Origin of the sequence: Candidatus Villigracilis affinis (assembly GCF_016705895.1) — a bacterium.
GTDB lineage: Bacteria > Chloroflexota > Anaerolineae > Anaerolineales > Villigracilaceae > Villigracilis > Villigracilis affinis.
Window position 1 is genome coordinate 25,738 of record NZ_JADJKT010000026.1, and the last position, 23,397, is coordinate 49,134.

The 23,397-nt window shown below is 51.9% G+C and carries 23 protein-coding genes; 13 read left to right on the forward strand and 10 right to left on the reverse strand.

Features of this window, described 5'->3' with window-relative positions; translation table 11 throughout:
• The first annotated feature begins 32 nt into the window (after window positions 1-32).
• The 3 genes from IPI86_RS12110 to IPI86_RS12120 all read left to right on the forward strand — a co-directional run bounded on the left by IPI86_RS12110 (window position 33) and on the right by IPI86_RS12120 (window position 3,609).
• Window positions 33-1,208, forward strand: coding sequence for an SH3 domain-containing protein (locus IPI86_RS12110; protein WP_345298267.1), 1,176 nt, complete (start codon window positions 33-35; stop codon window positions 1,206-1,208).
• Window positions 1,209-1,216: 8 nt separating this feature from the next.
• Window positions 1,217-1,918: a hypothetical protein gene (locus IPI86_RS12115; RefSeq protein WP_345298268.1), complete on the forward strand. Its 702-nt coding sequence runs from the start codon at window positions 1,217-1,219 to the stop codon at window positions 1,916-1,918.
• A 122-nt stretch (window positions 1,919-2,040) separates the two neighbouring features.
• Window positions 2,041-3,609, forward strand: coding sequence for a hypothetical protein (locus IPI86_RS12120; RefSeq protein ID WP_345298269.1), 1,569 nt, complete (start codon window positions 2,041-2,043; stop codon window positions 3,607-3,609).
• A gap of 15 nt (window positions 3,610-3,624) precedes the next feature.
• On the opposite strand, the gene IPI86_RS12125 is transcribed toward IPI86_RS12120, so the two are convergent.
• From IPI86_RS12125 to IPI86_RS12135, 3 genes are all read right to left on the reverse strand, one after another.
• Window positions 3,625-4,716 carry a glycosyltransferase family 4 protein gene (locus IPI86_RS12125; RefSeq protein ID WP_345298270.1) on the reverse strand — a complete coding sequence of 364 codons (1,092 nt, stop codon included), beginning with the start codon at window positions 4,714-4,716 and terminating at the stop codon, window positions 3,625-3,627.
• The gene (locus IPI86_RS12130; protein WP_345298271.1) at window positions 4,713-6,146 is read right to left on the reverse strand and encodes a hypothetical protein; all 1,434 of its coding nucleotides are present in this window, start codon (window positions 6,144-6,146) and stop codon (window positions 4,713-4,715) included. Before IPI86_RS12130 ends, IPI86_RS12125 begins: the two co-directional genes overlap by 4 nt.
• 129 nt (window positions 6,147-6,275) lie before the next feature.
• Window positions 6,276-7,298, reverse strand: a complete 1,023-nt coding sequence (locus tag IPI86_RS12135) for a glycosyltransferase family 4 protein (RefSeq protein WP_345298272.1) — start codon at window positions 7,296-7,298, stop codon at window positions 6,276-6,278.
• Window positions 7,299-7,395: 97 nt separating this feature from the next.
• Between IPI86_RS12135 and IPI86_RS12140 the strand changes: the two genes are divergently transcribed.
• From IPI86_RS12140 to pyrB, 5 genes are all read left to right on the forward strand, one after another.
• The gene (locus tag IPI86_RS12140; RefSeq protein ID WP_345298273.1) at window positions 7,396-8,037 is read left to right on the forward strand and encodes a deoxynucleoside kinase; all 642 of its coding nucleotides are present in this window, start codon (window positions 7,396-7,398) and stop codon (window positions 8,035-8,037) included.
• Between the two features lie 18 nt (window positions 8,038-8,055).
• Window positions 8,056-9,081: a hypothetical protein gene (locus IPI86_RS12145; protein ID WP_345298274.1), complete on the forward strand. Its 1,026-nt coding sequence runs from the start codon at window positions 8,056-8,058 to the stop codon at window positions 9,079-9,081.
• A gap of 53 nt (window positions 9,082-9,134) precedes the next feature.
• A complete protein-coding gene (locus IPI86_RS12150) occupies window positions 9,135-9,473 on the forward strand; it encodes a cytochrome C biogenesis protein (RefSeq protein ID WP_345298275.1) in 339 nt (112 codons plus the stop codon).
• Window positions 9,470-10,522, forward strand: coding sequence for a DMT family transporter (locus tag IPI86_RS12155; protein WP_345298276.1), 1,053 nt, complete (start codon window positions 9,470-9,472; stop codon window positions 10,520-10,522). The genes IPI86_RS12150 and IPI86_RS12155 overlap by 4 nt, the downstream gene beginning before the upstream one ends.
• A 239-nt stretch (window positions 10,523-10,761) precedes the next feature.
• The gene (pyrB, locus tag IPI86_RS12160; protein ID WP_345298277.1) at window positions 10,762-11,742 is read left to right on the forward strand and encodes an aspartate carbamoyltransferase; all 981 of its coding nucleotides are present in this window, start codon (window positions 10,762-10,764) and stop codon (window positions 11,740-11,742) included.
• 212 nt (window positions 11,743-11,954) lie between these two features.
• Here the strand turns inward: pyrB and IPI86_RS12165 are convergent, their stop codons facing one another.
• Window positions 11,955-12,098, reverse strand: a complete 144-nt coding sequence (locus IPI86_RS12165; protein WP_345298278.1) for a hypothetical protein — start codon at window positions 12,096-12,098, stop codon at window positions 11,955-11,957.
• 117 nt (window positions 12,099-12,215) lie between these two features.
• Here IPI86_RS12165 and IPI86_RS12170 point away from each other — a divergent pair, with 117 nt between their 5' ends.
• Window positions 12,216-13,985 (forward strand): ABC transporter ATP-binding protein, encoded by a 1,770-nt coding sequence (locus IPI86_RS12170; RefSeq protein ID WP_345298279.1) that lies wholly within the window; start codon window positions 12,216-12,218, stop codon window positions 13,983-13,985.
• A gap of 154 nt (window positions 13,986-14,139) precedes the next feature.
• Complete coding sequence (locus IPI86_RS12175; RefSeq protein ID WP_345298280.1) at window positions 14,140-15,954, forward strand: ABC transporter ATP-binding protein; 1,815 nt, start codon at window positions 14,140-14,142, stop codon at window positions 15,952-15,954.
• Window positions 15,955-16,108: 154 nt separating this feature from the next.
• Here the strand turns inward: IPI86_RS12175 and IPI86_RS12180 are convergent, their stop codons facing one another.
• A complete protein-coding gene (locus IPI86_RS12180) occupies window positions 16,109-16,516 on the reverse strand; it encodes a DUF6157 family protein (protein ID WP_345298281.1) in 408 nt (135 codons plus the stop codon).
• A 2-nt stretch (window positions 16,517-16,518) separates the two neighbouring features.
• The gene (locus IPI86_RS12185) at window positions 16,519-16,953 is read right to left on the reverse strand and encodes an SRPBCC family protein (protein ID WP_345298282.1); all 435 of its coding nucleotides are present in this window, start codon (window positions 16,951-16,953) and stop codon (window positions 16,519-16,521) included.
• Window positions 16,954-16,988: 35 nt separating this feature from the next.
• Here IPI86_RS12185 and IPI86_RS12190 point away from each other — a divergent pair, with 35 nt between their 5' ends.
• The 3 genes from IPI86_RS12190 to IPI86_RS12200 all read left to right on the forward strand — a co-directional run bounded on the left by IPI86_RS12190 (window position 16,989) and on the right by IPI86_RS12200 (window position 19,902).
• On the forward strand, window positions 16,989-17,837 hold the full coding sequence (locus tag IPI86_RS12190; protein WP_345298283.1) for a helix-turn-helix transcriptional regulator: 849 nt from the start codon (window positions 16,989-16,991) through the stop codon (window positions 17,835-17,837).
• 120 nt (window positions 17,838-17,957) lie between these two features.
• Window positions 17,958-18,668, forward strand: a complete 711-nt coding sequence (locus tag IPI86_RS12195; RefSeq protein ID WP_345298284.1) for a response regulator transcription factor — start codon at window positions 17,958-17,960, stop codon at window positions 18,666-18,668.
• Window positions 18,669-18,678: 10 nt separating this feature from the next.
• Window positions 18,679-19,902, forward strand: coding sequence for an ATP-binding protein (locus IPI86_RS12200; protein WP_345298285.1), 1,224 nt, complete (start codon window positions 18,679-18,681; stop codon window positions 19,900-19,902).
• A 3-nt stretch (window positions 19,903-19,905) separates the two neighbouring features.
• Here the strand turns inward: IPI86_RS12200 and ppk1 are convergent, their stop codons facing one another.
• From ppk1 to IPI86_RS12220, 4 genes are all read right to left on the reverse strand, one after another.
• The gene (ppk1, locus tag IPI86_RS12205; RefSeq protein ID WP_345298286.1) at window positions 19,906-21,042 is read right to left on the reverse strand and encodes a polyphosphate kinase 1; all 1,137 of its coding nucleotides are present in this window, start codon (window positions 21,040-21,042) and stop codon (window positions 19,906-19,908) included.
• Window positions 21,039-22,025, reverse strand: a complete 987-nt coding sequence (locus IPI86_RS12210) for a hypothetical protein (RefSeq protein ID WP_345298287.1) — start codon at window positions 22,023-22,025, stop codon at window positions 21,039-21,041. Before IPI86_RS12210 ends, ppk1 begins: the two co-directional genes overlap by 4 nt.
• A 7-nt stretch (window positions 22,026-22,032) precedes the next feature.
• Window positions 22,033-22,548 carry a phosphohistidine phosphatase SixA gene (gene sixA, locus IPI86_RS12215; protein WP_345298288.1) on the reverse strand — a complete coding sequence of 172 codons (516 nt, stop codon included), beginning with the start codon at window positions 22,546-22,548 and terminating at the stop codon, window positions 22,033-22,035.
• Window positions 22,549-22,695: 147 nt separating this feature from the next.
• Window positions 22,696-23,397 carry a CHAD domain-containing protein gene (locus IPI86_RS12220; RefSeq protein WP_345298289.1) on the reverse strand — a complete coding sequence of 234 codons (702 nt, stop codon included), beginning with the start codon at window positions 23,395-23,397 and terminating at the stop codon, window positions 22,696-22,698.

Sequence of the window (23,397 nt, forward strand, 5' to 3'; positions counted from 1 at the left end):
GTCGTGATATTCCAACTTTACAGAGGTGCCCCATGACATTCCAACTTGTGTACTACTCCCAGCAGGACCCGAAATGGAAGGAAGATATTCTCGGCTTTGGCGATTCGCGCGACACCATTGGCTATGTGGGCTGCGCGTTGACGAGTGTGGCCATGCTCATCAGCGGGCATGGATTTATCGAAACCCCCAAGACCCTCAACCAAAAACTGAAGAACGTCAACGGCTTTGTCAGCGCGGGCATCCGCTGGGATACGGTCAATCAGATCTATCCGCAGATCAATGTGAAAAGCAACATCTCCTGCGGCAACACCGATGCGCCGCTTGGCCTCATCGATGCCTCCATTGCGGCGGGCCAGCCTGTCATCGTGATGGTGGATAGCACCCCCGCGCCCGGGCTGCTTACCCATTGGGTCGTCCTTTACGCCAAAGAAGGCAACGATTATCTGATGCTCGACCCGTGGCCGTATCAAACCGACGTCAACAAAAAAACATATCTCATGCCGCGCTACAGTCAGGGCAACCCGTTGCAGCGTTCGATCATGCATGTGATCGTTTATGAATCATTCAATGCCAGCGGAGGAATTTCATTACCGGGCACTGACCAAACGACAGGCACGGATCAGACTCCGCCGACAACGGGTACAGTCACAACAAGCACTACCCTGGCCCGAGTCAAAGCCGACCTCACTTGGGGCTTGAACATCCGCTCGAGCATCGATACTTCCAGTCCGAGCAATATCGTTGTTTCTGTCCCTGCGGGCACCGTCCTCACCCTGCTTGGCGCGGATGATTATTCCAAGATCGGCGGCGTGAATCAATGGGTGCGCGTGAACGATGGCAAGGGACACGAAGGCTTTTGTGCCGCGTGGTATTTGGAGCAGGTTCAAGTGGCCGCTCCTGTCGTTGTAACAGAACCAGTTACCACGTCCACGACGGATACGAGCGGCGTCACCACCACACCCCCGAAACCCGTCGCAATGACCGTCGTTGTCAAAGCGCGTGTTGGCAGGCTTGGCGCAAAAATCTATAAGACTGCTTCGGTAAAATCGGAGATCATCTCCACTGAAAAAATGCGCGCAAAATTAACCGTCGTTGAAGATGAAAGCAAGGCGCGGGCGAAACTCGGAAAAGCTGGCAAATGGTTGAACGTGAAGACCAAGGATGGCAAAAAGGGTTACGTGAGTGCCGAGCTGGTGGCTGAACCGTAGGTGTTGAAATGAAAGCATTCCATTCGTTCGTTCTTTCCATTCCATATTTGTTCCTGAAAAAGATTCCCTATGCCTGGGTGCCTGTCGTTGCATTGTGGGCCTGGCCGCCGATTATTTCGGGGATTTTCCTGGCGATCATTCTGCTTGGGATGTGGTTCATGGTGTTGCAACAGCGGGCATGGGAGGCGGAGGTTGCGCGCGAATATCGTGTGCTGCACCGTGACCAGCCGCGCGCGCCATTAGTGTTTCAGATCCGCAATTTCGTTTTGGTTTGTCTGGCAAGCGCAGCCATCGGTTGGATCGCAGATGGAAAACTCGGCCTTTCTTCCCTGCAATGGACGCTGCTTTTAGCAGGGCTCATGTTCCTTTATAAGGATGCTCTGCTCTTCGGCGCTGGGACTGTTTACTTGATCACGAACAAGGGCATCGCGATCCGTTACGTGCCCGGACACGTTGATTATCGATTGTTCTTTGGTTTTAATGAGATCCACAACATTGAGAAGATCGAATCTGTGAAAACATTGCCGCTTACATGGAGTGTTCTGTCTCCACAGCGCAAGATCGTGGAACACGGATTGCTGCTGAAACCCAGGAAATTGGATGGTTTCTCGAAGACGATCCAGGAAGTGGTGCTTTGCCCGGTAGACCCCGAGGGATTTATCAAACACATGCCGCCTTCGATTTCTGTTAAAGAGGCTGTGTCGCGGTGATTGCTTTTGAATTCCTGTTTAGATAATTAACTACCAAGTGCGCAAAGAACGCGAAGAAAAACTTTTCCTGGTCTTTGCGCACTTGGCGTTCTTTGTGGCTCGATTATTTTTGAGAGGTGATTTTGAAAACAGAAACCGAACGCTTGAATATTTTGATCCTTGTCTTCGGGCTTTTGTTGGGTGCGTATGCCCGTTTTTTGCCCGCCAGCATGGTCGGTTTCCCGGTCACAGATGGGGGATTGTTCCATGAAATGGTGAAGGCGATTCAAGCGGAAGGCTATCGCCTGCCAGCTTTTGTGAATTACAACGGCATCTCGATCCCGTTTGCATACCCGCCTTTGGGGTTTTACACCACGGCTCTGGTTTCAGATATTTTCAACATTCCTCTCATTGAAGTTTTTCGCTGGCTGCCTGCGGTTGGCAGTGTGCTTTTTTCCATTGCGTTTTACCCAATGGCGGCGGCGATCCTAAAATCTCCTTTGAAAGGCAGTCTGGCGACTGTCTTTTTTGCGCTGCTGCCGCGTTCCATTTCCTGGTACATCATGGGAGGAGGCATCACGCGGGTGCTGGGACATTTGTTCCTGATGCTGATCCTTTTCAGCGCATACAAATTATTCACCATGCCTTCCAGAAAATATCTGGTGTTGACGATCCTTTTTGGGGTCGGTGTGGTGTTGAGTCATCTTGAGGCTTCATTGCATGCTGTTTTCCTGTGCGCTGTCTTGTGGGCCTTCTTTGGCAGGTCAAAAGAGGGGATTAAAAATGCGCTGTTCGTTGCTTTGGGTGTGATTGCCCTGACTATTCCCTTTTTTCTCATTGTGATCTCACGGCATGGATTGCAGCCTTATTTGAGCGCGGCGCAGACGGGTTTTCAAAATCCGCTGGCGTGGGTGGCGATTCTGACAGGTTCGTTTGCTGACGAAAAATTTGTCACTTTGCTTTCGGCGCTGGCCCTGCTGGGATTTGTCGTTGTGCTGGCTCGGCGCGAGTTTTTGCTGGCAGTTTGGTTGTTCCTGCCCGCGATCATCGATCCGCGCAGTGCGGCTTCTGTTTCGATCATTCCCTGGGCGATGCTGGCGGCGATCGGGTTTGTGGATATCGTCATCCCCGGGTTGTACGCGTTGAAAAACAATTTGCAGGAAGCGGGCGATATCGAATCGAATTGGAGTACATATTTCATCAAATCGTCCGCGATCAAATTCGCGCTGACGGCTTTGATCTTTTATGCATTCTTTGGAACGGTGCTTTCGGATCAGGTGTATCCCAAAGTGAGTCTCACGCCGTCTGACCGCGCGGCCATGGAATGGGTGGCAAAGAACGTTCCGCCGCAAAGTCAATTTTTGATCCTCACTGGCGAAACCGAAGCCTTTGCTGATGCGGTAGCGGAATGGTTCCCCGTGTTGAGCGGCAGTTACAGCATCGTCACCATTCAAGGCTACGAGTGGATGCCCGATAAAGTGTTCCTGACAAAGCTGGATGAATACTACGCCTTGCAAGCCTGCATGGATAAAACATCTGCTTGTGTGGATGAGTGGTCATTAAAAGAAAACCATCCCTTCGAGTATGTCCTCGTTTCGCGGGATGGTATATCGGCGAATGAAAATTCGCTTTTGACTTCGCTTCGCGCGGCGGCTGGGTATCGGCTGGCGCATGAAGAAAAGGATGTTTATATTTTTGAAAAGAGACCCTAAAGGTTTAAAAAACCATTAGGGTCTGTCCACACTATTTAACGCATCCACAAAAACTTCCACCATCTTTTGGATATTGATCTCCTCGGAAACAATTCGAAACGATTCTTCGCCCATCTTTCGTAAACGAGCCATATCTGACAGCGCGTTTTTCATTGTGGCGACCAGCGCGCCATAATCTTCTGGTTGAATCTGCCAGCCGTTCCCATCGCGGACAAGGTCATCTTGCGTGCCATCGCCTTTGGCTACGATGACGGGCAGTCCGTAGCTCATCGCTTCCTGAACAGCCAGCCCGCCGGTTCCGGGCAAAACAAATAGGTCTGATTCTGCGAAATAGGGTTTGAGTTCCATCCCATGCCTGGCTCCGGCAAACTCTGCGGCAGGATACACATCCCGGGCAAGGGACTCCAACGCCGCACGCTCCGGTCCATCCCCAACAATAATTAATCGCGGTTTTGATTCCATCTCGGCGCAGGCGTGCAGTAAAGAATCAACCCGTTTTCGAGCCTGTAATCTTCCTACAAATAGAATTGTTGCGCGGTCTACGGTCTGTGGTTTACGGTCAAGAATTTGCTCTGGCTTTGGTGACACTGAATTATGCGCCACGAAGATCTTTTCGCGGGGAAAGCCGAGGGCGGCGTATTCATCCGCGCCGCGTTGACTGTAGGCGAGGAGTGCGTCGAATTTGCTCAGGAACGAGATTCTGCTTTTTTGACGGAACCCTGCCAAAGGTCCAGCAAGAGGCGGCGAACCCAATCCCCAGCCGATGACTTTTCTTCCGCGGGTGTGCATCCAATTCACAGCGGAGGATGTCCCCAGATAGCGGGGGTTCGCTTCCACAATTAAAGTGTGCGGATTCCATTCTTCGAGCCATTGAATGAAGTTTTGTTGATGACAAAGATAGAACGCGCCGCTGAAGAGGTGGATGTTTTTTGCTTCGTGATAACTTGCGATTTGCGGTTTGCCGCCTGCGATCATTTCCACGGGGCGCGCTTGACCGGCGAAGAGTCCCATGCTTTCGCAGGATTGCGCGAGCAGATCAAAAAACGGCACGCGGTAACTGGGCAGCACGCGTTGTTGTAAACCGAGGCGATGCGGAAAATTTTTCATGGCAGCGGCTCGCAACGTGAAAAGATGAAAGCAACATCGTCGCGATATTGTTCGCACCACTGGCTGGAATTTTTCACAGCTTCGACCAGTGCGGGTTGGGTTTTTGCAAGGAATAATAAATTAATTCCATTTTCTTCAAGATAAGAATCCCAGCCGGGTTGTGCGGCTTGCACGAAAAGATATTGTTCCACCTGTTGTGGAGTGTAGATAATTTGGAAACGCGTATCCATCCAGACGGGTCGCGCGGGCAGGCCGTATATCAGGTAACTTCCAAATACAACGTCGTTCCACATCATGCCGCTAAATTCAGGATTTTCCGACAGCCATTTGGTGGCGGCAATGGGCGTTTGAGGGTCTATGGATGGAATGGATTCACTTGTCAGGTTTTCTCGAAACCCGGGTAAAAGCATTAAAGGCATTAACAGCAATGCTGCGCCCAGACCCAAATTGATTGTCGGCGTTTTAACTTGTACTGGACGGTCGAAAAATTTTGTAATGAAATCAGGCATAAGGCTTGCGGTGAAAGCCGCGATGATAAACAGATCCCAGATCACAAAACGGTTCGCTTTAAATGCCAGCCATGAAAATAAGATGAACAGCGAAAATTCCAATACGGTGGGACGGCGGCGGGCAAAGACCGCAAGCGGCACAAGCAGGATCAACCATGCAAAAAAGATATTCATTTGCCAGCCCAGGTTTACCGGCGGCGCCCATTCTGTAACAAATTTATTGCTTACAGGTGACAGAAGGGTTTCGAGCACCGATTGCCAGAGCGTCAATCCGCGCGGATTGATCAAAGTGACTGCCAGCGCAAACAACGTAACCTGGAAAAGTTTTTTTCTATCCCCAGCCCCAAAGACAACGGCAAGCCCAACAAGGATAAAAAACAAAATAAATGAGCCGTGCAGGTTCGCCCAGACAAAGCTGAGAGGAATAAGCGCCCAGAGATATTTTTGCTCGCGCTCCTGCCATTTCAACAAGAGCCACACCACAGCCAGAAACAGCGGATATGCAAGCAGTTGTGGACGGGCTCCCCAGTTGTTACTGCCTGATAACCCTGCCAGTAATGTGAGGAGAGTCGCCAGACGGGGTCCGATCTCCATTTGTCTCATCAACGCCCAAAGTAGGGCATAGGTTAGCCCGATCAATGTTGCGAGGAGAAAGACCGTTCCTGAAATTCCGCTGACCTTATACGTCAGCCAGAGCAATACAGCCGATAACCAGTGCTGATAGACCAAAGGTTGTCCAGCCTGTATGGAGCTGTATGTATCCATCACAGGGACAGCGCCATTTTCCAGAATATCCCTTCCCAGCCGTAAATACCACCAATAATCATGGGGCTGTACAGGCAGAAGGATGGCGATGGTCAGTAATGGGAACAGGGCAATGCCCAGCCAGAGAAAGTCGTAGGAGTGCGAGGAATTTTTCATGGAGTTTGATGGTTTGACCACAAAGACACAAAGGTCCAAAGGTTTAAAGAATTACGCGTTGAATTCCGTTCTTTATAAGCGAAACAAAGTTTTTGTATTTTCCTTTGTGACCCTTCGTCTCTTTTATGGTTAATCTTTTTTGCCTAAAAGAACCTTGAGATAGGCTTCCACCATTTTATCCAATCCCAGCGCGGATTCGGCGTGATTCCGCGCGGCTTGGCTGAAATGCGGCTGGTTTTGCAAAATCTCTTTAGCGGCAACAGCGAGCGCGGAAATATCGGGCGGCTCGATGTTCCAGGAGTTGCTCCCGTATGGCACGACCTTGCCCGAATCACCGATGACCAATTCCTTCACCGCGCCCGTATCAAAACCCACGACGGGAAGTCCGCAGGCCAGCGCTTCGATGACAGAATTTGGGCAGGCGGGGTGCAAGTCAGCGGAGAAGAACAGATGCGCCGAGCGCATGATCTCAGGGATGCGCTCACGCGGCACGCTTCCCATCCACTGAATGGGTGCGCGGGTTTTAGTTTCAACCCGCTGACGGTGTTCCTCTGATATTTTGCCGACGGCGATCAATTCCACGGGCAGGTTGTGTTTTTCGATCAAGGTTTCAGTTAGGGCGATGGCATTGTCCAAGCCCATGTCATAACCGCCGCCCAGGTTGCCTTCGACAAGCAAAAGGCGAAATGGCGGGTAAGGCAAGATACTCTCTTGCCTTACAGAATAGGTATTCAAATCAATCCCATTATGAATCACAGCGAAAGGTACGCGAGTCTTTCCGTATTTTTGCTCCCACCAAGCTTTGGAAAACTCGCTTTGATAAATAATATTTGTCGCAATAAAACGGCGGATGAACGACAAGATAAAGTTGCCATATTCGGCGCGCAGATAATGCTTGAGCCCAGTGTTTCTTTTTCGGTGAACCCAGTTGATTCCGTCGAGGCGCTGCACGATGCGCTGTCCGCGCTGACGGGCTTTCCATAACGGGAGCAGGTTTCGGGTCCCCGCAATAACGAGCGCAGCGTCTGAATCCGCAGAAAGATCGTGTGTCACATCCACGCCGCGCGCGCGCAGTCCCTGCTCGAATTTCAAGCGGAAGGACGCCATGCCGCCGATCCCATCCACTTTTGGAACGATGCAAATTTTTGACATCCATCCATTATACAATCTTCCACTTTTCACTTCTCACTTTTTTCATCCGTGTAAATTATGGTATCCTTGCGCCAATCCACTCAGGGAGCTTTTTTTCATGTACATCGCCATCGAAGGGGTGATCGGCGTCGGCAAGACCACACTTGCCCGCCTTCTGCAAAACACATTCGAAGCGGAGGTTCTGCTTGAAGTTTTCGAGGAGAACCCCTTCCTTTCTGATTTTTACGCAGACCGCGCGCGTTACGCGTTTCAGACCCAGATCTTTTTTTTACTCAGCCGCTATCATCAGCAAAATAATAATGTCCCAAAGATTTTGGCCGACGGAAAAAGCCTGATCGCAGATTACACCTTCGCGAAGGATGCGCTGTTTGCGGGCATCAACATGCAGGGCGATGAGCTCGACATGTATCACAAAGTTCACGAGGCGCTCGGCGAGAAAATTCCCAAGCCTGACCTGATCGTGTACTTGCAAGCCACCACCGATACACTCATGTCGCGCATCGCCTTCCGCGACAGGCCGTACGAAAGACAAATGGAACGCGCATACATTGACGAACTCAATCATGCGTATGAAAATTTCTTCTCGAAGCCGTTTGACCATGTCCCCGTTTTGAAAATTGACTCGAACGAACTGGACATTATTCGCAATGCCGAACATCTCAAGCAGATTGAGAACCGCATCCGCTCGACCCTTGGGCTGATCCCGTTTCAACAAAATTTGCCTTTGCCCGAAAAATGACATCCAAAGGAAACCGCCATGCGCGTAACACGTGAATCACTTCTACGCATTGCCAAAGAGACTGCTCAGGAACGGGCGTACAACGATAAGGATATTGTCGCCGCCTACCTGACAGGCTCACTGCTTAATGTTGACCCCATGCTCGGCGGCACCGCGGATATTGACATTGTCTTCGTCCACAAGACCCAGCCGAAGCAATCACACGAGTTCGTGAAACTGACCCCCGATTTTCATCTCGATATCAGCCGCCGCATGAAGGAAGAGTTCAAATCGCCGCGTGAATTGCGCGGCGACCCGTGGCTCGGCTACGAAATGTACGATCCCATTTTGCTGTATGAGCGCGAAAAATTCTTCGATTTTGTGCAAGCCAGTCTGCGCGCAGGCTTTGACTTTGAACAGCCGCCGCTCATGCTGCAGCGCTGCCGCAAAATGCTCTCCCACGGCCGCCAGATCTGGATGGATTTGACCGAAGTGGATGAAGCCTCCGTCGGCCCGAAGGAAATTCGCAAATATATGAAGGCTCTCTTCCATGCCTTGAATGCGGTCGCCGAATTAAGCGGACCTCCGATCCACGAACGCAGGCTTTTGCTGGAATTCCCTGCCCGCGCCGAAGCCGCCCAACAGACAGGATTGGTCGCAGGAGCGTTTGCCCTGATCGGCGCCAATAATGTGGACGCTGAAAAAGTAAAAGGTTGGGTCGCCGATTGGAAATCCGCTTACACTCTCGCCAGCGAAAAAGATGGCGTTGACCCGCGCATTGATCCGATCCGCTTGAACTATTATGAGAAGGCCATCAAGGCCATGCTCGAAGGTGCGATTCCCCTCGCCGCGCTCTGGCCGCTCTTCCACACGTGGACCATCTCTGTGGAGGTGTTGGAGGGCGATCACTTCAAATTCTGGCAGACGGCGGCGGGTGAGTTGGGCCTGCTCGGCGCGGGATTCACAGAAAAAGTGGATGGCCTTGACCATTTCATCGACGACATCGAGGTTGTGTTCGATGATATCGCCCGCGAAAACGGGCTGGATGTATCCACAGGATTGTAGTCAAACTTCCGAAGTCTTAAGGCTTCGGAAGTTTTTTATGAGGAATAAAACATATGCAGGATTTTATCGAAGTAAAGCTCGAGATTTTCACCCCTCAGGAGCATGTTTTACGAATCCGTCATGAATTGGCAAAGATCGGCGTGGGTCGAATCGGAAATTACGATCACTGTGTGGCGGTTTACCCTGTGCAGGGATATTACCGCCCGCTCGAAGGTGCGAATCCTTTTGAGGGTGAGGTCGGAAAGATCAGTTCCGGCGTCGAATATAAGATCGAAGTCAATTGCAGGCGCGAACTGGTCAACGATGCGATTCGGGTTGTGAAAAGCGTCCACCCGTATGAAGAGCCATTGATCAATATTTTTCCGCTGGCGAATCACCTTTTTGTAAAATGAAATCCTCCACTTTACCTTTTATCCTGCAAGCACTGACTGCTGCGCTGTTTTTCGGGGCGAGTGCGCCGATTGCGAAATTGCTGCTCGGCGATGACATTGCACCGATCTTTCTGGCGGCTTTTTTGTACCTCGGCAGCGGCACAGGGACTTTTCTCGTCAGGCTGACTCAGCGGATGCGATCCAAAGATGTCGAGGCAGATATCAAACCTCCGGATATTAAGTGGCTGGCTGGCGCAATCATCTCTGGTGGAATTCTGGCTCCCATCGTATTGATGATCAGCCTGCAAAACACGTCCGCTTCGACAGCTTCGTTGTTGCTGAATTTCGAAGGGGTGGGAACAACATTGATCGCTCTGTTGTTTTTCAAGGAAGCCATCAGCCGCCGTGCGTGGATCGCGATCATCGTTATTACGTTGGCGAGTATTTTCCTCTCCACGAACCTTGGCGAAGGCTTTGGGCTTTCGCTCGGTGCGCTGGGAATTATCCTCGCCTGTGTGTTGTGGGGCGTGGACAATAATTTCACGCGCAATATCTCGGGCAAGGATCCGCTTGCCATCGTAGCGTGGAAGGGATTGGTTGCAGGGACGTTCTCTTTCCTGCTTGCCTTTTTCCTCGGCAATGAACTGCCGTCTCTATCGATCATTCTTGGCACTCTAGCTTTGGGATTTGTCAGTTACGGCTTGAGCACGATGCTGTTCATCCGCTCGATGCGCGGGTTGGGTGCGGCGCGGACAAGTGCGTTGTATGGCACGGCTCCGCTGGCGGGCGTGCTTCTGTCGATTGTTATCTTTGGAGAATTTCCGTCGTTTTTGTTTGTCATCGCGGCGATCCTCATGATCGGCGGCGCGTTGCTGCTGATCAATGAAGAGCATTCCCATTCACACACACATACGGCCATGTTCCATGATCACAGTCACAGCCATGATGATTCCGCGCATGGACATGACACCGCAATGGAAGTCCACTCGCATGAGCATGAACATCCTGCCGAGGAACATGAGCACGATCATATGCCAGATATCCATCATCGGCATGGGCATGAGGAGTAGAGAAAGGAAGAAAGAGGAAGAAGAGGAAAGCAAAAAGCCAAAGCGATATCAGGGTTTTGCTGGAAGAGTTGAAGAAAGTCCTCGAAACAGAGCCAGCCTTACCCGTGGAGTGAGTCGCAGAGATTTGTGCGAGGCGTAGAAAAATGTGATAAAACGGGACCCGTTGTCAGCGTGCAATCGGAGTTCCGATTTTCAAAAAGACTAAAAGACTAAAGACCATCAGACCAGGAGACTAAATCATGCCAACTCAATCAACATCCCCGCACCTGCCTTTCGGCGAAAATAAGAACGCCGACTGGTATGGCAAGGACATTTTATCTGTCAAACAATTCAGCCGCGACGATCTGGAGTACGTGTTCGGTGTGGCGCACGAAATGCGTGGAATGGTCGAACGCGTTGGGACGTTCGATTTGCTGAAGGGAAAGATTTTGGCGAATCTTTTTTATGAACCGTCCACGCGTACTTCGTCATCGTTCACGGCGGCGATGGAACGACTCGGCGGGTCGGTCATCCCGATCAGTGAGGTGAAGTATTCGTCGGTGTCGAAGGGCGAGAGCCTGCCCGATACGATCCGCACGCTGGAATGTTATGCCGATGTGATCGTGCTGCGCCACCCTGAAACAGGGTCGGCGGCGATCGCGGCGAAGGCGGCGAAGAAACCTGTCATCAACGCGGGCGATGGCGTGGGCGAACACCCGACTCAGGCGCTGCTCGATACCTTCACCATCATGGAAGAGATCGGCCGCCTCGACAACCTGACCGTGACCATGCTCGGCGATCTGAAATACGGACGTACGGTCCATTCGCTGGCGCGTTTGCTTTCGACCTTTACGAATATCAAATTGAATTATGTCTCGCCTGATATTTTGAAGATGCCGAAGGAAGTGATGGAGGAAGTCGGCGCGAAAAACATCCCGCAGGCTGAGTTTGCGTCACTGGAAAAGATTCTCCCCGAAACAGATGTGCTCTACGTGACCCGTGTGCAAAAGGAACGCTTCGAAGACCCCGCTGATTACGAAAAAGTGAAAGGCGCGTATGTGATCGACCCTGAGATCATGAAGGCGGCGAAGAAGGACATGATCGTGATGCATCCGTTGCCGCGCGTGGGCGAGATCAGCACAGACTTTGACGATGATCCGCGTGCCGCATACTTCCGTCAGATGGAATATGGTTTGTATGTGAGAATGGCGCTTTTGGCGCTGGTGTTGGGCAAGGCGTAATTTACGAGCTACGGGTTAACAGGTTGGAAGGTTGGCAGGTTTGAATTCTGCCAACCTTCCAGTTGTTTAACGAAATAATTTTCCAACTTGCGAACTTGTCAAAAATACCATGTCGCTCTGAGGGAGCGTTCTTTGCGACCGAAGAGTCTCGTAGTTTGGCGTAGAGACCCTTCGCTATCGCTCAGGGTGACATTTTTGAGGTGATTTGTAGGTTATTTTCCAATCAGTGTGAAGATGACAACACCAAGCGCGAAGATGCCTGTGAGTGTTGAAAGCAGGGGAATGGCTAAAAATACTCCCAGACCAAAGAAAAGGAAAAACAGGATCGTGCACCAACCAGCGATTGTGCTAGGCATATTCATTTTTATTCTCCTTAAATAGGGCGGTGACAGGATTGTCACTCTAAACAAGACAACACTTGTCTGAATTAAAAGGTGCGAAAGCCATTTATTTCAAAATGGTACAATCAACGCATGTCTTCCATTTCTCTTCCCGCAGAATTTACCCTGCATCGCAAGAATTCCTATAATCGGGCGACCACCCTCAAGTGGATCGTTTCGCACGCACGCCCTTATTGGTGGATCGTGATCATGATCGTCATCGGTGCGATCGGCAATGCCGCATTGGCGGCCTACGTGCCCGTGCTGACAGGGGATGCCTTCAACTCGATGATCGAATCGCCGCCGGATACATCCGTTTTGCTGCCACTGGCGCTGATCATTGGCATTTCGCAGGTCATCCGTGGTGTGCTGCAATTGGGGCGCAACTTCGGCGCGGAACTCATGGCCCAGCGCATGGAACGCGATATCCGCGACGAGTTGTATCTCTCCCTGCTTGGCAAGAGCATGACCTTCCATAATCTTCAACCTGTCGGTGATACGATGGCGCGCTCCACCAACGATGTGCGTGAGGTGAACTTCATGTTCAACCCCGGCGTGAACCTGGTGGTGGGCTCCTTCATGTTCATCATCATGCTGTTCTTTGCTGCGCCGCGCTATCATCCCTCCCTGCTCATCACGCCGACGATCTTCACGATCATTTATTTCATCGGGCTGGCGCGTTATCTCAAGTCGCTTGCGCCGATCACGGATGAAGTCCGCGCGACCTTTGGTGATATGAACACGCACCTCTCCGAATCGCTGGATGGCGTGGAGATCATGAAAGGCGCGGCGCAGGAAGGCGCGGAAGTGGACCGCTTCGTGTCCAATGCGCGTAAGGTGCGCGATGCCTTCGTCCGTCAGGGTGATCTTGAAGGACGCTACATTGCCATGCTGTTGCTGGGCACCGCCTACGCGGGCGGACTTGTCCACGCGTTGCTGCTTTTCCGCGCAGGGACGATTGACCTCGGCGCAGTCGTTGCTTATTTTGGTTTGCTGCGTTTGCTTGAATTCCCCACCTTCACATCCACATGGGCGTATTCACAGATCTCCTCCGGACTTTCCAGCGCGCGTCGTATTTTGGAACTTATCAACCGCGAGACTCATCTCGACCAAAATGCTGTGGGACGCGCCACCGAAATGCGCGGCGAAGTGGAATTCCGCGGCGTTTCCTTCGCTTATCCCTACCCCGAGGGCGATGCCGTCATTCAAGACGTCTCATTCAAGATCAAGCAGGGACAAACCGTCGCCATTGTCGGGCAGACAGGCGCGGGGAAGACCTCGCTCGCAAGGCTGATCAATCGCACCTACGATGTCACCTCGGGTCAGGTCTTGATCGATGGCGTGGACGTGCGCGAATGGAATCTAGCCGCCCTGCGTTCGCAGATTTCCATCATCGAGCAGGATATCTTTTTGTTCTCACGTTCGCTGAGCGATAACATCGCCTTTGGCAAACCCGGCGCCACTAAGGAAGAAATCATTTCCGCTTCCATCGCATCGCAAGCGCATGATTTTATTTTGGATTTCGACCAGACCTATGGAACCGTCGTCGGTGAACGCGGCGTGACCCTCTCCGGCGGACAACGTCAACGCATCGCGCTTGCCCGGGCCTTTCTCACCGACCCGCGCATTCTCGTGCTCGATGATTCCACTTCCGCGATCGACTCGGCCACCGAAGACAAAATTCAGCGCGCCATTGCCAACGCCGCCCGCGGACGGACCACCTTCATCATCACGCACCGCCTTTCGCAGATCCGCTGGGCTGACCTCATCATCGTCTTTCGCAAGGGAAAGATCGCAGCCATCGGCACGCATGATGAATTGATGAAAACCTCCGAAGCGTATTCCAGAATTTTCAGGGAATAAAAATCCTCCGCCCTGAGCGGAGAGACGAGTGCTCTTCGAGGAACGCAGTCGAAGGGCAATTTGATGTGAGAATAATGTGTTTTGAAAAACTGTCCTTCGACTGCGCCGCTTAAGAACAAGCGGCTCCGCTCAGGACGAAATACCACGAGGATTTATGGGTTTCTTTGCCGGACTAAACGACGAAAAATACGATAGACAATACAGCGACCGTGAACTCACGCGCCGCATTGCTGGCTTTTTCAAAACCAAAGCCAAACAATTGGTGATCGCCTCGGTATTGGTGATTACGCTGGCCTTCATCGGCGCGGCTTTGCCGGTGGTGGTCAGCCGCATGATAGATCTGCTCCGCGAACAGCCGACGATTCAGGAGATCGCCCTGGTGGGAGTCACGCTGATGGGGGTTGGAGTCAGCTTGTGGGGGCTGAACTGGATGCGGCGGAGTCTGATCGTGCGCGCCGTAGGCGATGTCGTCCTCGATCTGCGCACACGCGCCTTCCGCGCCGCCGCCGAACATGATCTCTCGTTCTACGATCAATTTTCATCGGGCCGCATTGTCTCGCGCATCACATCCGATACGAATGACTTCGGTCAACTCATCGTCATCATCACCGATGTGGTTTCGCAATTGATGCAGGCGTTTATTCTCGGCGTGGTGCTTTTTCGCACCGAGTTGAAATTGTCGCTGTTGTTGATCGCGTTCATGCCCGCGATCTTTGCGGTGGCTGCGGGTTTCCGCGTGCTGGCGCGTGTGGTGACGAAGCGCGGCATGAAAGCGATGGCCGATGTCAACGCCGCGATCAAGGAAACCATCAGCGGCATTTCCATCGCGAAGAATTTCAGGCAGGAGCAAAGCATCTTCGCCTCGTTCGATGAATCGAATCAGCAGTCATATCAGGTCAATGTGCGGCGCGGGTTTGTGCTTGCGCTGGTTTTCCCCACGCTCAATGCGCTGTCTGGCGTTTTTGTCGGCATCCTCATTTATGTCGGCGGTATGAGCGCGGAGCAGGGATTGGTCAGCATCGGCGCATGGTATCTCTTCATCATGAGCCTCGACCAGTTCTTTTTCCCGATCCTGAATCTCACTTCGTTTTGGGCGCAAATTCAAGGCGGCCTCTCCGCTGCCGAGCGCGTCTTCGCTTTGATCGATGCCGACCCGAATGTGATCCAAAAGGAAAAGCAGGATGTGCCGCGACTCAAAGGCGAGATCAAGTTCGAAAATTTCGATTTCAGCTATTCGGATAAAGAACCGATCCTGCGTAACTTCAATCTGGTCATACAACCCGGAGAGACTCTCGCCCTGGTAGGACATACCGGCGCGGGCAAATCGTCCATTGCAAAATTGATCGCGCGTTTTTACGAATACCAAAACGGAGAGTTGCGCATTGATGGCCGTGACATCCGCACCTTTGACCTGACCCAATACCGCCGCCAGTTGGGGATCGTTTCGCAAGTCCCCTTCCTGTTTTCAGGCACGGTGATTGATAACATCCGCTACGCCGCGCCGGGCGTCCCTGAAAGCGAAATGCTCAAGCTCGCCAAAAAGATCGGTGATGGTGAATGGCTCGAAACATTGCCCGACGGCCTGCACACCGAAGTGGGCGAACGCGGTAACCGCCTTTCCATGGGACAGCGTCAACTGGTTGCGTTGATGCGCGTGCTCGTGCAAAACCCCGCCATTTTCATTCTCGATGAAGCCACCGCCAGCATTGACCCATTCACCGAATGGCAGATCCAGCAGGCGTTGAATCTCATCTTGAAGAACACCACCAGCATCCTCATCGCACATCGCCTCTCCACCGTCAAAGCCGCAGACCGGATCGTCGTCATGCAAAAGGGCTCCATCATCGAGCAGGGTGACCACGATGGCTTGCTAAAGCAAGACGGTCATTATGCCGAGTTGTACAACACGTATTTCAGGCATCAAAGCCTTTCTTATATAGAACAAGTCAAGGAAATGGTGAATAAGTAATGTGAAAACACTTCATTGAAGATCAATCTTCAATGAAGTGTTTTTTTTAAGAGACTTCTTACATAGATATTGATGAGTCCGCACTCCGAAATGATAATATTCTAAACCTTGCGGAGCAGACCTAATCATCTGCTCCGCTTTTTTGTAGTGGCGATCAAGCCTTTTTGGAACGCATGGCCTTCAAATGTTTTAAGCCGACAGCATTGGCGAATTTATTGTATTCCTTTGATTCGAGCGGAATGAGCGCAACTTTTCCATCTTCGTTGTGATACGTTCCCCAGCCATACCGCTTGCCCAACGCCGAAGCCCGCAGGCATGGCTGACCCTGAGAGAAGAACTTGATTCGCTCCTCGGCCCAGTGTTCTTTGGGAATTTCCCTGTGCAGTGCATGGGCAAGGAAGGCGATATCATCCCCGCTGTATTTGTAGGGATTTTTGGCGATTAGTTCATATTCAATAACCGCCTTCGTCTTCTTCTCGCCTTTGGCCTGCGGAATCTCAGCCTGTGACACAGGGCAATCTTCGGCGACTTCGATGAAGGTGTTGTAATAGGTCGGTCCCATGCTTATGACTTCTCCAAAAGATATTTGATCTGGTTGAGGGTCATTTCCCAGTTTTCACCGGCATAATCGGCGGCTGATTGAGAGGGATTGTTATCCTGCGTGATGGATAAGACGGTTAAACCGCCTTCTTCCGGGATGATCTCATAGGTGATCAGGTTGTGATTTTCAGGCTTATCCTCGAGTCCGCTGGCGGCGCTGAAGTAAGTGGCTTTCAGTAGCTTTTGTGGCGTGATCTCCAGGATCGCCCCCCTGTCTTCGAAGGGTTGGCCATCCCACTGGCCTTTATAAACCAGTGGACCACCCTTCTGCCAGGTAGATACAACCTCTGTGCCAAACATGTATTGTTTGACGATTTCCGGAGTAGTGAGGGCCTCCCAAACCCTGCCTGTTGAGGCGTTGATCGTGATTTGTTTTGTGATCGAAAAGGACGTTGTCATATCGTTTCTCCTAAGTCGGTATAATAGCAGTTGTAATGTCGAAAGTATTGCAAAAATCCGCAAATCGTTTTCAAAAGAAAGCCAGAAGGCACAAGGGCATCCTTGACCCGGCCAACGCTGCCACGCGTTTTCAACTCAGCCGCTACCTGCCTTCGGCTGATCTTGCCCCCTTCGTGGAACACCACTGGACGATCCATTGGGATTTGCGCGGACAGCCGCCGTACATCTCAGAAGTCCTGCCGCATTCGAGCGTCAACTTCGCTTTCACCGTTGACCGCGCCTGGATCACGGGAGTGACGACCGGGATATACCAATATGAAGTGAAGGATGTCGGTACGATCGTGGGGACTATGTTCAAGCCCGGCGGGTTTCACCCGTTCTGGCGTCAACCCATCGTTATGTTGACCGATAAGGTTGTGGATGTAAAAGAGGTTTTCCCTGAAGTGGATGAGGAATTTCGCCATGCATTGCTCGGACTGAACGATGACGAGTTGATGGTGGCGTGGGTGGAAGAATTGCTATTGGCAAGGAAGCCAGCGCTCGATCAGAACATGGCGTTGATCAATTCGATTCTCGAAACTGTTGCCGCCGATAAAGACCTGCGGACTGTTGAGATGGTAACCGAACGGTTTTATGTAAGCGGCCGTACAATTCAGTATCTTTTCCAAAAATATGTGGGAGTTGGCTTGAAGTGGGTGCTGATGCGGTATCGCCTGCTCGAAGCGGTGGAGTTGGCGGCGCAGTTGCAGGAACCCAATTGGGCATCCGTTGCGGCGGATCTTGGCTACAGTCACCAGTCACATTTCGTCAACGATTTCAAGAAGCTGGTGGGTAAATCGCCTCTTCAGTACACACAAACCATCCGCACCGGAGAAGGTAAGTAAAAGATTCTGCGCTTTTCAAAATATGAAGTAACCTTTAAATCGCAGCATCAAGAGGAGGTGGAGAAAAAACTTTAACATCCCATTAACAGACAGCCAACCCTTTGTGATATATTCCCAGTAATGGCTGAAACAATTCTCATCGTTGAAGATGAACTCTCTTTACAGGAAACCCTTGCCTATAATCTAAAAAAAGAAGGTTATACGGTGGAAACAGTGGGGGATGGACGCTCTGCGCTCGAAGCGGCGCGGCGCTTGAAACCTGACTTGATCGTGCTCGATATCATGCTCCCCGAAATGGACGGTTTCGAAGTGGCGCGTATTTTGCGCAAGGAAATGTCCACGGCGATCTTGATGCTCACCGCTCGCGACGATGAAATCGACCGCGTGGTGGGCCTCGAAGTCGGCGCGGATGATTACCTGACCAAACCGTTCTCCATGCGTGAATTGATGGCACGGGTGAAGTCACAGCTTCGCAGGGCGCGTTTGCTGCGCGAGGAAATGGGCAGGCCTGAGGCTTCGCCGCCCAGGCACGAAACCTTGAATTTCGAATCGTTGATCGTTAATCTCACCCGCCGCGAAGTGACGTTGGATGGAATCCCCCTGCAACTGAAACCAAAAGAATATGAACTGCTCCTGTTCTTTGCCGAACACAAAGGCCAGATGCTTTCCCGTGAATTTATTTTAGAGCGCGTATGGGGCTGGGATTTCATCGGCGACAGCCGTACCGTGGATGTGCATATCCGCTGGCTGCGCCAAAAGATAGAAAAAGATTCTGCCAATCCGGTCCGCATTGTGACGGTGCGCGGCGGCGGATATAGATTCGAAGGATAACAGGGAAAGGATGAATCTTTTTCCGTGGGTGATCGCTGGCTTTTTGTTTTTTGTCGCCGCGTGGTTTGCGTGGCGATATTATGTTTTAAAACGACGCGTCGATCAATACGCTGAACTGGTACGTTCCGTTCCCGAAAGACTCCCCGCCGACCTGGTAGAGATCGAGAATTTATCGAGTGCCATCGCGGCGTTGAAATCGTCTTTTGCGAATCAACTTGCAGCGTTGGGTTCCGAGAACACCCGCCTTGCGACCGTGCTTGCTCAATTGACCGATGGCGTGCTCATCGCTGATTCAGCGGGGCAGGTGCAGTATGCAAACCCTGCGGCGCAAAAACTTTTCGAGTCCGAGAATCCCATTGGGCGCAGTGTTGCGGAAGTGGTTCGCAATCATCAATTGATTGAGGCGTGGCGGCGCAGCCAGCAGATGCGTGAACTGCAGACCGAGTCGGTTGAACTGCCTGCGCGAAAACATTTTCTGCAGCTCATCGTCATCCCCGACAAGCATGCAGGCGGGAGTCTGCTGGTGGTGCAGGATCTTACCCGTGTGCGCAAGCTCGAAACGGTGCGCAGGGATTTCATCTCGAATGTCTCACATGAATTGCGGACTCCGCTCGCCTCGCTCAAGGCATTGACCGAGACCCTGCAAAACGGGGCCATATCGGACCCTGATGCTGGTCCGCGTTTCTTGAGCAGGATCATCACCGAAGTGGATGCGCTGACGCAAATGGCGCAGGAATTGCTTGATCTTTCCAGAATCGAATCGGGGCAGGTGGAACTTGTCCTTGCGCCGCTTTCGCCGAAAGATTTATTATCCTCCGCGGCAGATCGAATGAAGCTGCAGGCGGAACGCGCGAATTTGAAATTGCACGCAAACTGCCTCACAGACCTGCCCGCCATCCGCGCGGATAAATCACGGCTGGAGCAGGTGTTGGTGAATCTGATTCACAACTCGGTGAAGTTCACAAAGCCCGGGGGAGAGATTGTTCTCGAAGCAGAAGCAGGTTACGGCTGTGTAAGATTCGCTGTGCGGGATTCGGGCGTTGGAATCCCGTCGGAGAGTCTATCCCGCATCTTTGAAAGATTCTATCGCGTGGATCGTTCCCGCACAGGTTCAGGCACCGGACTGGGACTTTCGATCTCGAAACATATCGTGGAAGCGCACGGCGGAAAGATCTGGGCGGAAAGCGAAGAGACACGCGGCAGTACTTTCTATTTTGAGATCCCCGTTTGGTAAAAACTATCCCCGCTTGCCCCTGTATTCGCTGATCAACAATTCCTGAATATCCACTGTCAATTTATCTTTTACCTGATTGCGCACATAACTGCCGTCGCTTTGCATGAAGCGCGCGCGGGCGTTTTCTTGCAGGTAGGCATCGAGGACGGTGTCGCGAATATGGCGAATGTGTGCAGGGTCTTCGATGGGGAAGGCCACTTCGACACGGCGGTTCAAATTGCGCGACATCAGATCGGCGCTGCCGAGATAGATCTCTTCGGTGCCGTCGTTGAAAAAGTAATAAATGCGGCTGTGTTCGAGGTAACGCCCAACCACGCTGATGACACGGATGTTTTCGCTGATGCCCTTGATGCCGGGGCGCAGACAGCACACCCCTCGTATGATCAGGTCCACTTTGACGCCCGCCTGTGAAGCACGATACAACAGTTGAATGATGCGCGGATCCACAATGGCGTTGGCCTTGAATATGAGCCGCGCTTCTTTTCCATTTTTGGCGTGCTCGATCTCGCGCAGGATCAGAGATTCAAATTTGTCGCGCAGGCACACGGGCGCAACAAGGAGTTTTCGATAACTTTGCTGGGCGGAATATCCCGTTAGAAAATTGAACAGGTCGGTGGCATCGGTGCCGATGGTTTCATCGGCGGTGAACATACCGAGGTCTTCATACAGGTTGGCTGTGACCGCGTTGTAATTTCCAGTTCCAAGATGGACATATCTGCGAATGCCTTCGCCTTCCTGCCTTACGACGAGCCCGATCTTGCAGTGCGTTTTCAATCCCATCAAGCCGTACACAACATGCACCCCAGCCTGCTCCAGCTTGCGTGCCCAGCCGATGTTGCTTTCTTCATCGAAGCGGGCTTTGAGTTCCACCAGCACGGCCACCTGCTTGCCCCGCTCTGATGCTTCGAGCAGTGACTCAACGATGGGGGAATTTCCCCCGACGCGATACAACGTTTGTTTGATGGCAAGCACATGCGGGTCGCGTGCCGCAGTGTTCAGAAAATCCACCACCGATGAAAAGGAAATATATGGATGGTGAACCATGATGTTTTGCTGACGAATGGCGGCGAAGAAGTCTTCAGTGCTCTCCAGGTTTTTAAGCGGTTTGGCTATCTTCGGCGTGTAAGGCGTGTATTTCAATTCGTGTTTTCCACGCTCTTGTAAAGTTGCCAGAGCGAAGCCAGCCCCAGCGGATTGGCTTGCACGGCGATGTCGTTTGGCTTGGCTTCCAGGTTATCCACCAGCAATTCGCGGATATCACCCGGCATGGATTCGTTGACCGTGATCTGCACCACCGAGCCGAATTTTCTGCGCCGAATGCTTTGCTGCATGGTTTCGAGCAGGTCGTCGGCTTCGATCTCCTGAATTTCCACGTCCGCATCGCGAATGGTGCGGAAGGGATGAACCGAAACCACATGCATGCCCGGGAAAAGCAATTCGATGTTCGCGGCGATGACCTGTTCCAGCCAGACGAAATAGTGGTGGCGTGGAATGGTCCCATCCTTGCGCTCGCCTCCCGATGACCGTTTGATGGGTACCAGGCGGGGAAGCGTATCTGGCACTTTGAGGCGCGCGAATCTTTCCGTCCCTTTCGGGTCGCGGATCACGATGGCCAGGCTCAAACTTAAATTTGAAATATGCGGGAATGGATGCCCCGGGTCCAACGCCAGCGGAGTAAGAACGGGGTAGACCATTTCACGGAAATAGTCATCCACTTTTTCCTTTTGAGGCTTCGTTAACTTTCCGTACTCCATCACGTGAATGCCCGCCTTGTCCAGTTTGGGCATCAGCTTTTTGGTCAGGCAGGTGTGCGCCTCTTTGAAGAGTTCGCTGGCAAATTTCCGCATCGCGGCAAGCTGATCGCGGGGAGTCATTCCATCAATGGAAAGCTCACTAATATTCGCCTCCACCTGCTTGCGGACGCCCGAAATGCGCACCATGAAGAATTCGTCGAGGTTCGAACCGAGGATGGCGAGAAATTTCACCCGCTCAAGCAGCGGATTGCGTTCATCCTTGGCCTCATCCAGCAGGCGTCTTTGAAACTCCAGCAGGCTGAGTTCGCGGTTCACGAACAGCGACGGGTCATTCAACTCCGACTGGGCTTCGAGAAATTCTTTTTCCATGCTTGGCTTATGAGTTTTCACCAATTTGCACCAATTGTGACGGGGATAGCAGCCAGTTCAGGCTTGCGCACTTTCCATATTCTAACGCATCCATGGATAGCAGGCATACACTTCCCTTTTTCAAGGTCACCGAACTGTCTGTTTTCCCTGAGATCAGCACTGAAACCAGGCTGCTCAGGTAGGGTTCGTGCCCCACCAGCGCAATATTTTCCATATCGCCATATTTCTCTTTTATTTCATTGATCAATTGATCGGCGTAGCCGGTGGCTTCCAAATGTTCTGTCGCGATCAACCTGCTCTTTTTGTTATCGAGCCTATTCGCCAGTATCTTTGCCGTCTCCATTGCCCGTACTGCCGGGCTGCTCAAGATCAGGTCCATCTGTATTTCCATCTCCCATAATCCCTGGGCGATTTTCTTCATCTTGTCCTTCCCCTTTCCGGTCAGCGGGCGCTGGCTGTCCTCCTCGTACTTTGGGTTTCCTGCCTCCACTGCGATTGCGTGACGTATGATGTAAAGATTCATTCTTATGCTCCTCGTTCTGCGGTTTGTCAAAATTCCAAAAAGTGAAAACCTCACCTTTGTTTTCCATGAAATCAACGATCAGCGATTTCAGCCGGGCATTGCAAAATTGGGTCACGTTTTCGGTGTCGGTCTGGGGCGAATGTTCTTTCACGTACTCCAAAACGAATTCAGGAAAACTTCGGCATCCTGAATGTTTCCCATCATGCCCTGATATTTATGCATATTCTCGAAATTCCCGATTGGAAAATCCTTAACGAGCGGATGGATCATCTCAACCAGATAGCGGAATTTTTTGAACGCCAGCCTCAAACGGTGGATGCTGGAAGCCTGCAGCGGATCCACCTGACCGTAGGCCTGCTCGGCTAAAGCATAGGCATTGTGCGCCGCTTCAAGCAGCCGCTCGTTAAATTGCGGGCTTGCCTGTTCCTCTTTTTCAAGGCTCTCCCGGATCTTCCCGATCCGCTTGCTGAGTTCTGAAAGCCCATTTTGTTTGATGCGCTTGTAAGCCGCTCGCATTAATTTGGCTTCGCGCTTCTTCAAGAATTTTCGAAACGGCTTCAATTCGGGCATCATCTCAATGTTTTCAGAGGTTTCCACGAGCATTACCTGCACATCACGAAGTTCATTCAGGTCTTCGATCATTTGCTTGATGATTTGCCGTGCCTTTCGCACCCGCGGATGCGGAACGAGCACCTTTGCAAGCCCCAGCACCGCCAACAAGCGCCGGGATGTCACGCGCAGGTCATGCACGGCCTCGTCGGTAAATTCCATGCGGCAGGCTTTGTGCTGGGCGCGGAATTTCTTCCAGCGCTCGTCAAAAGCGGAAAGTAAAATCGAATCGGTTTCCAT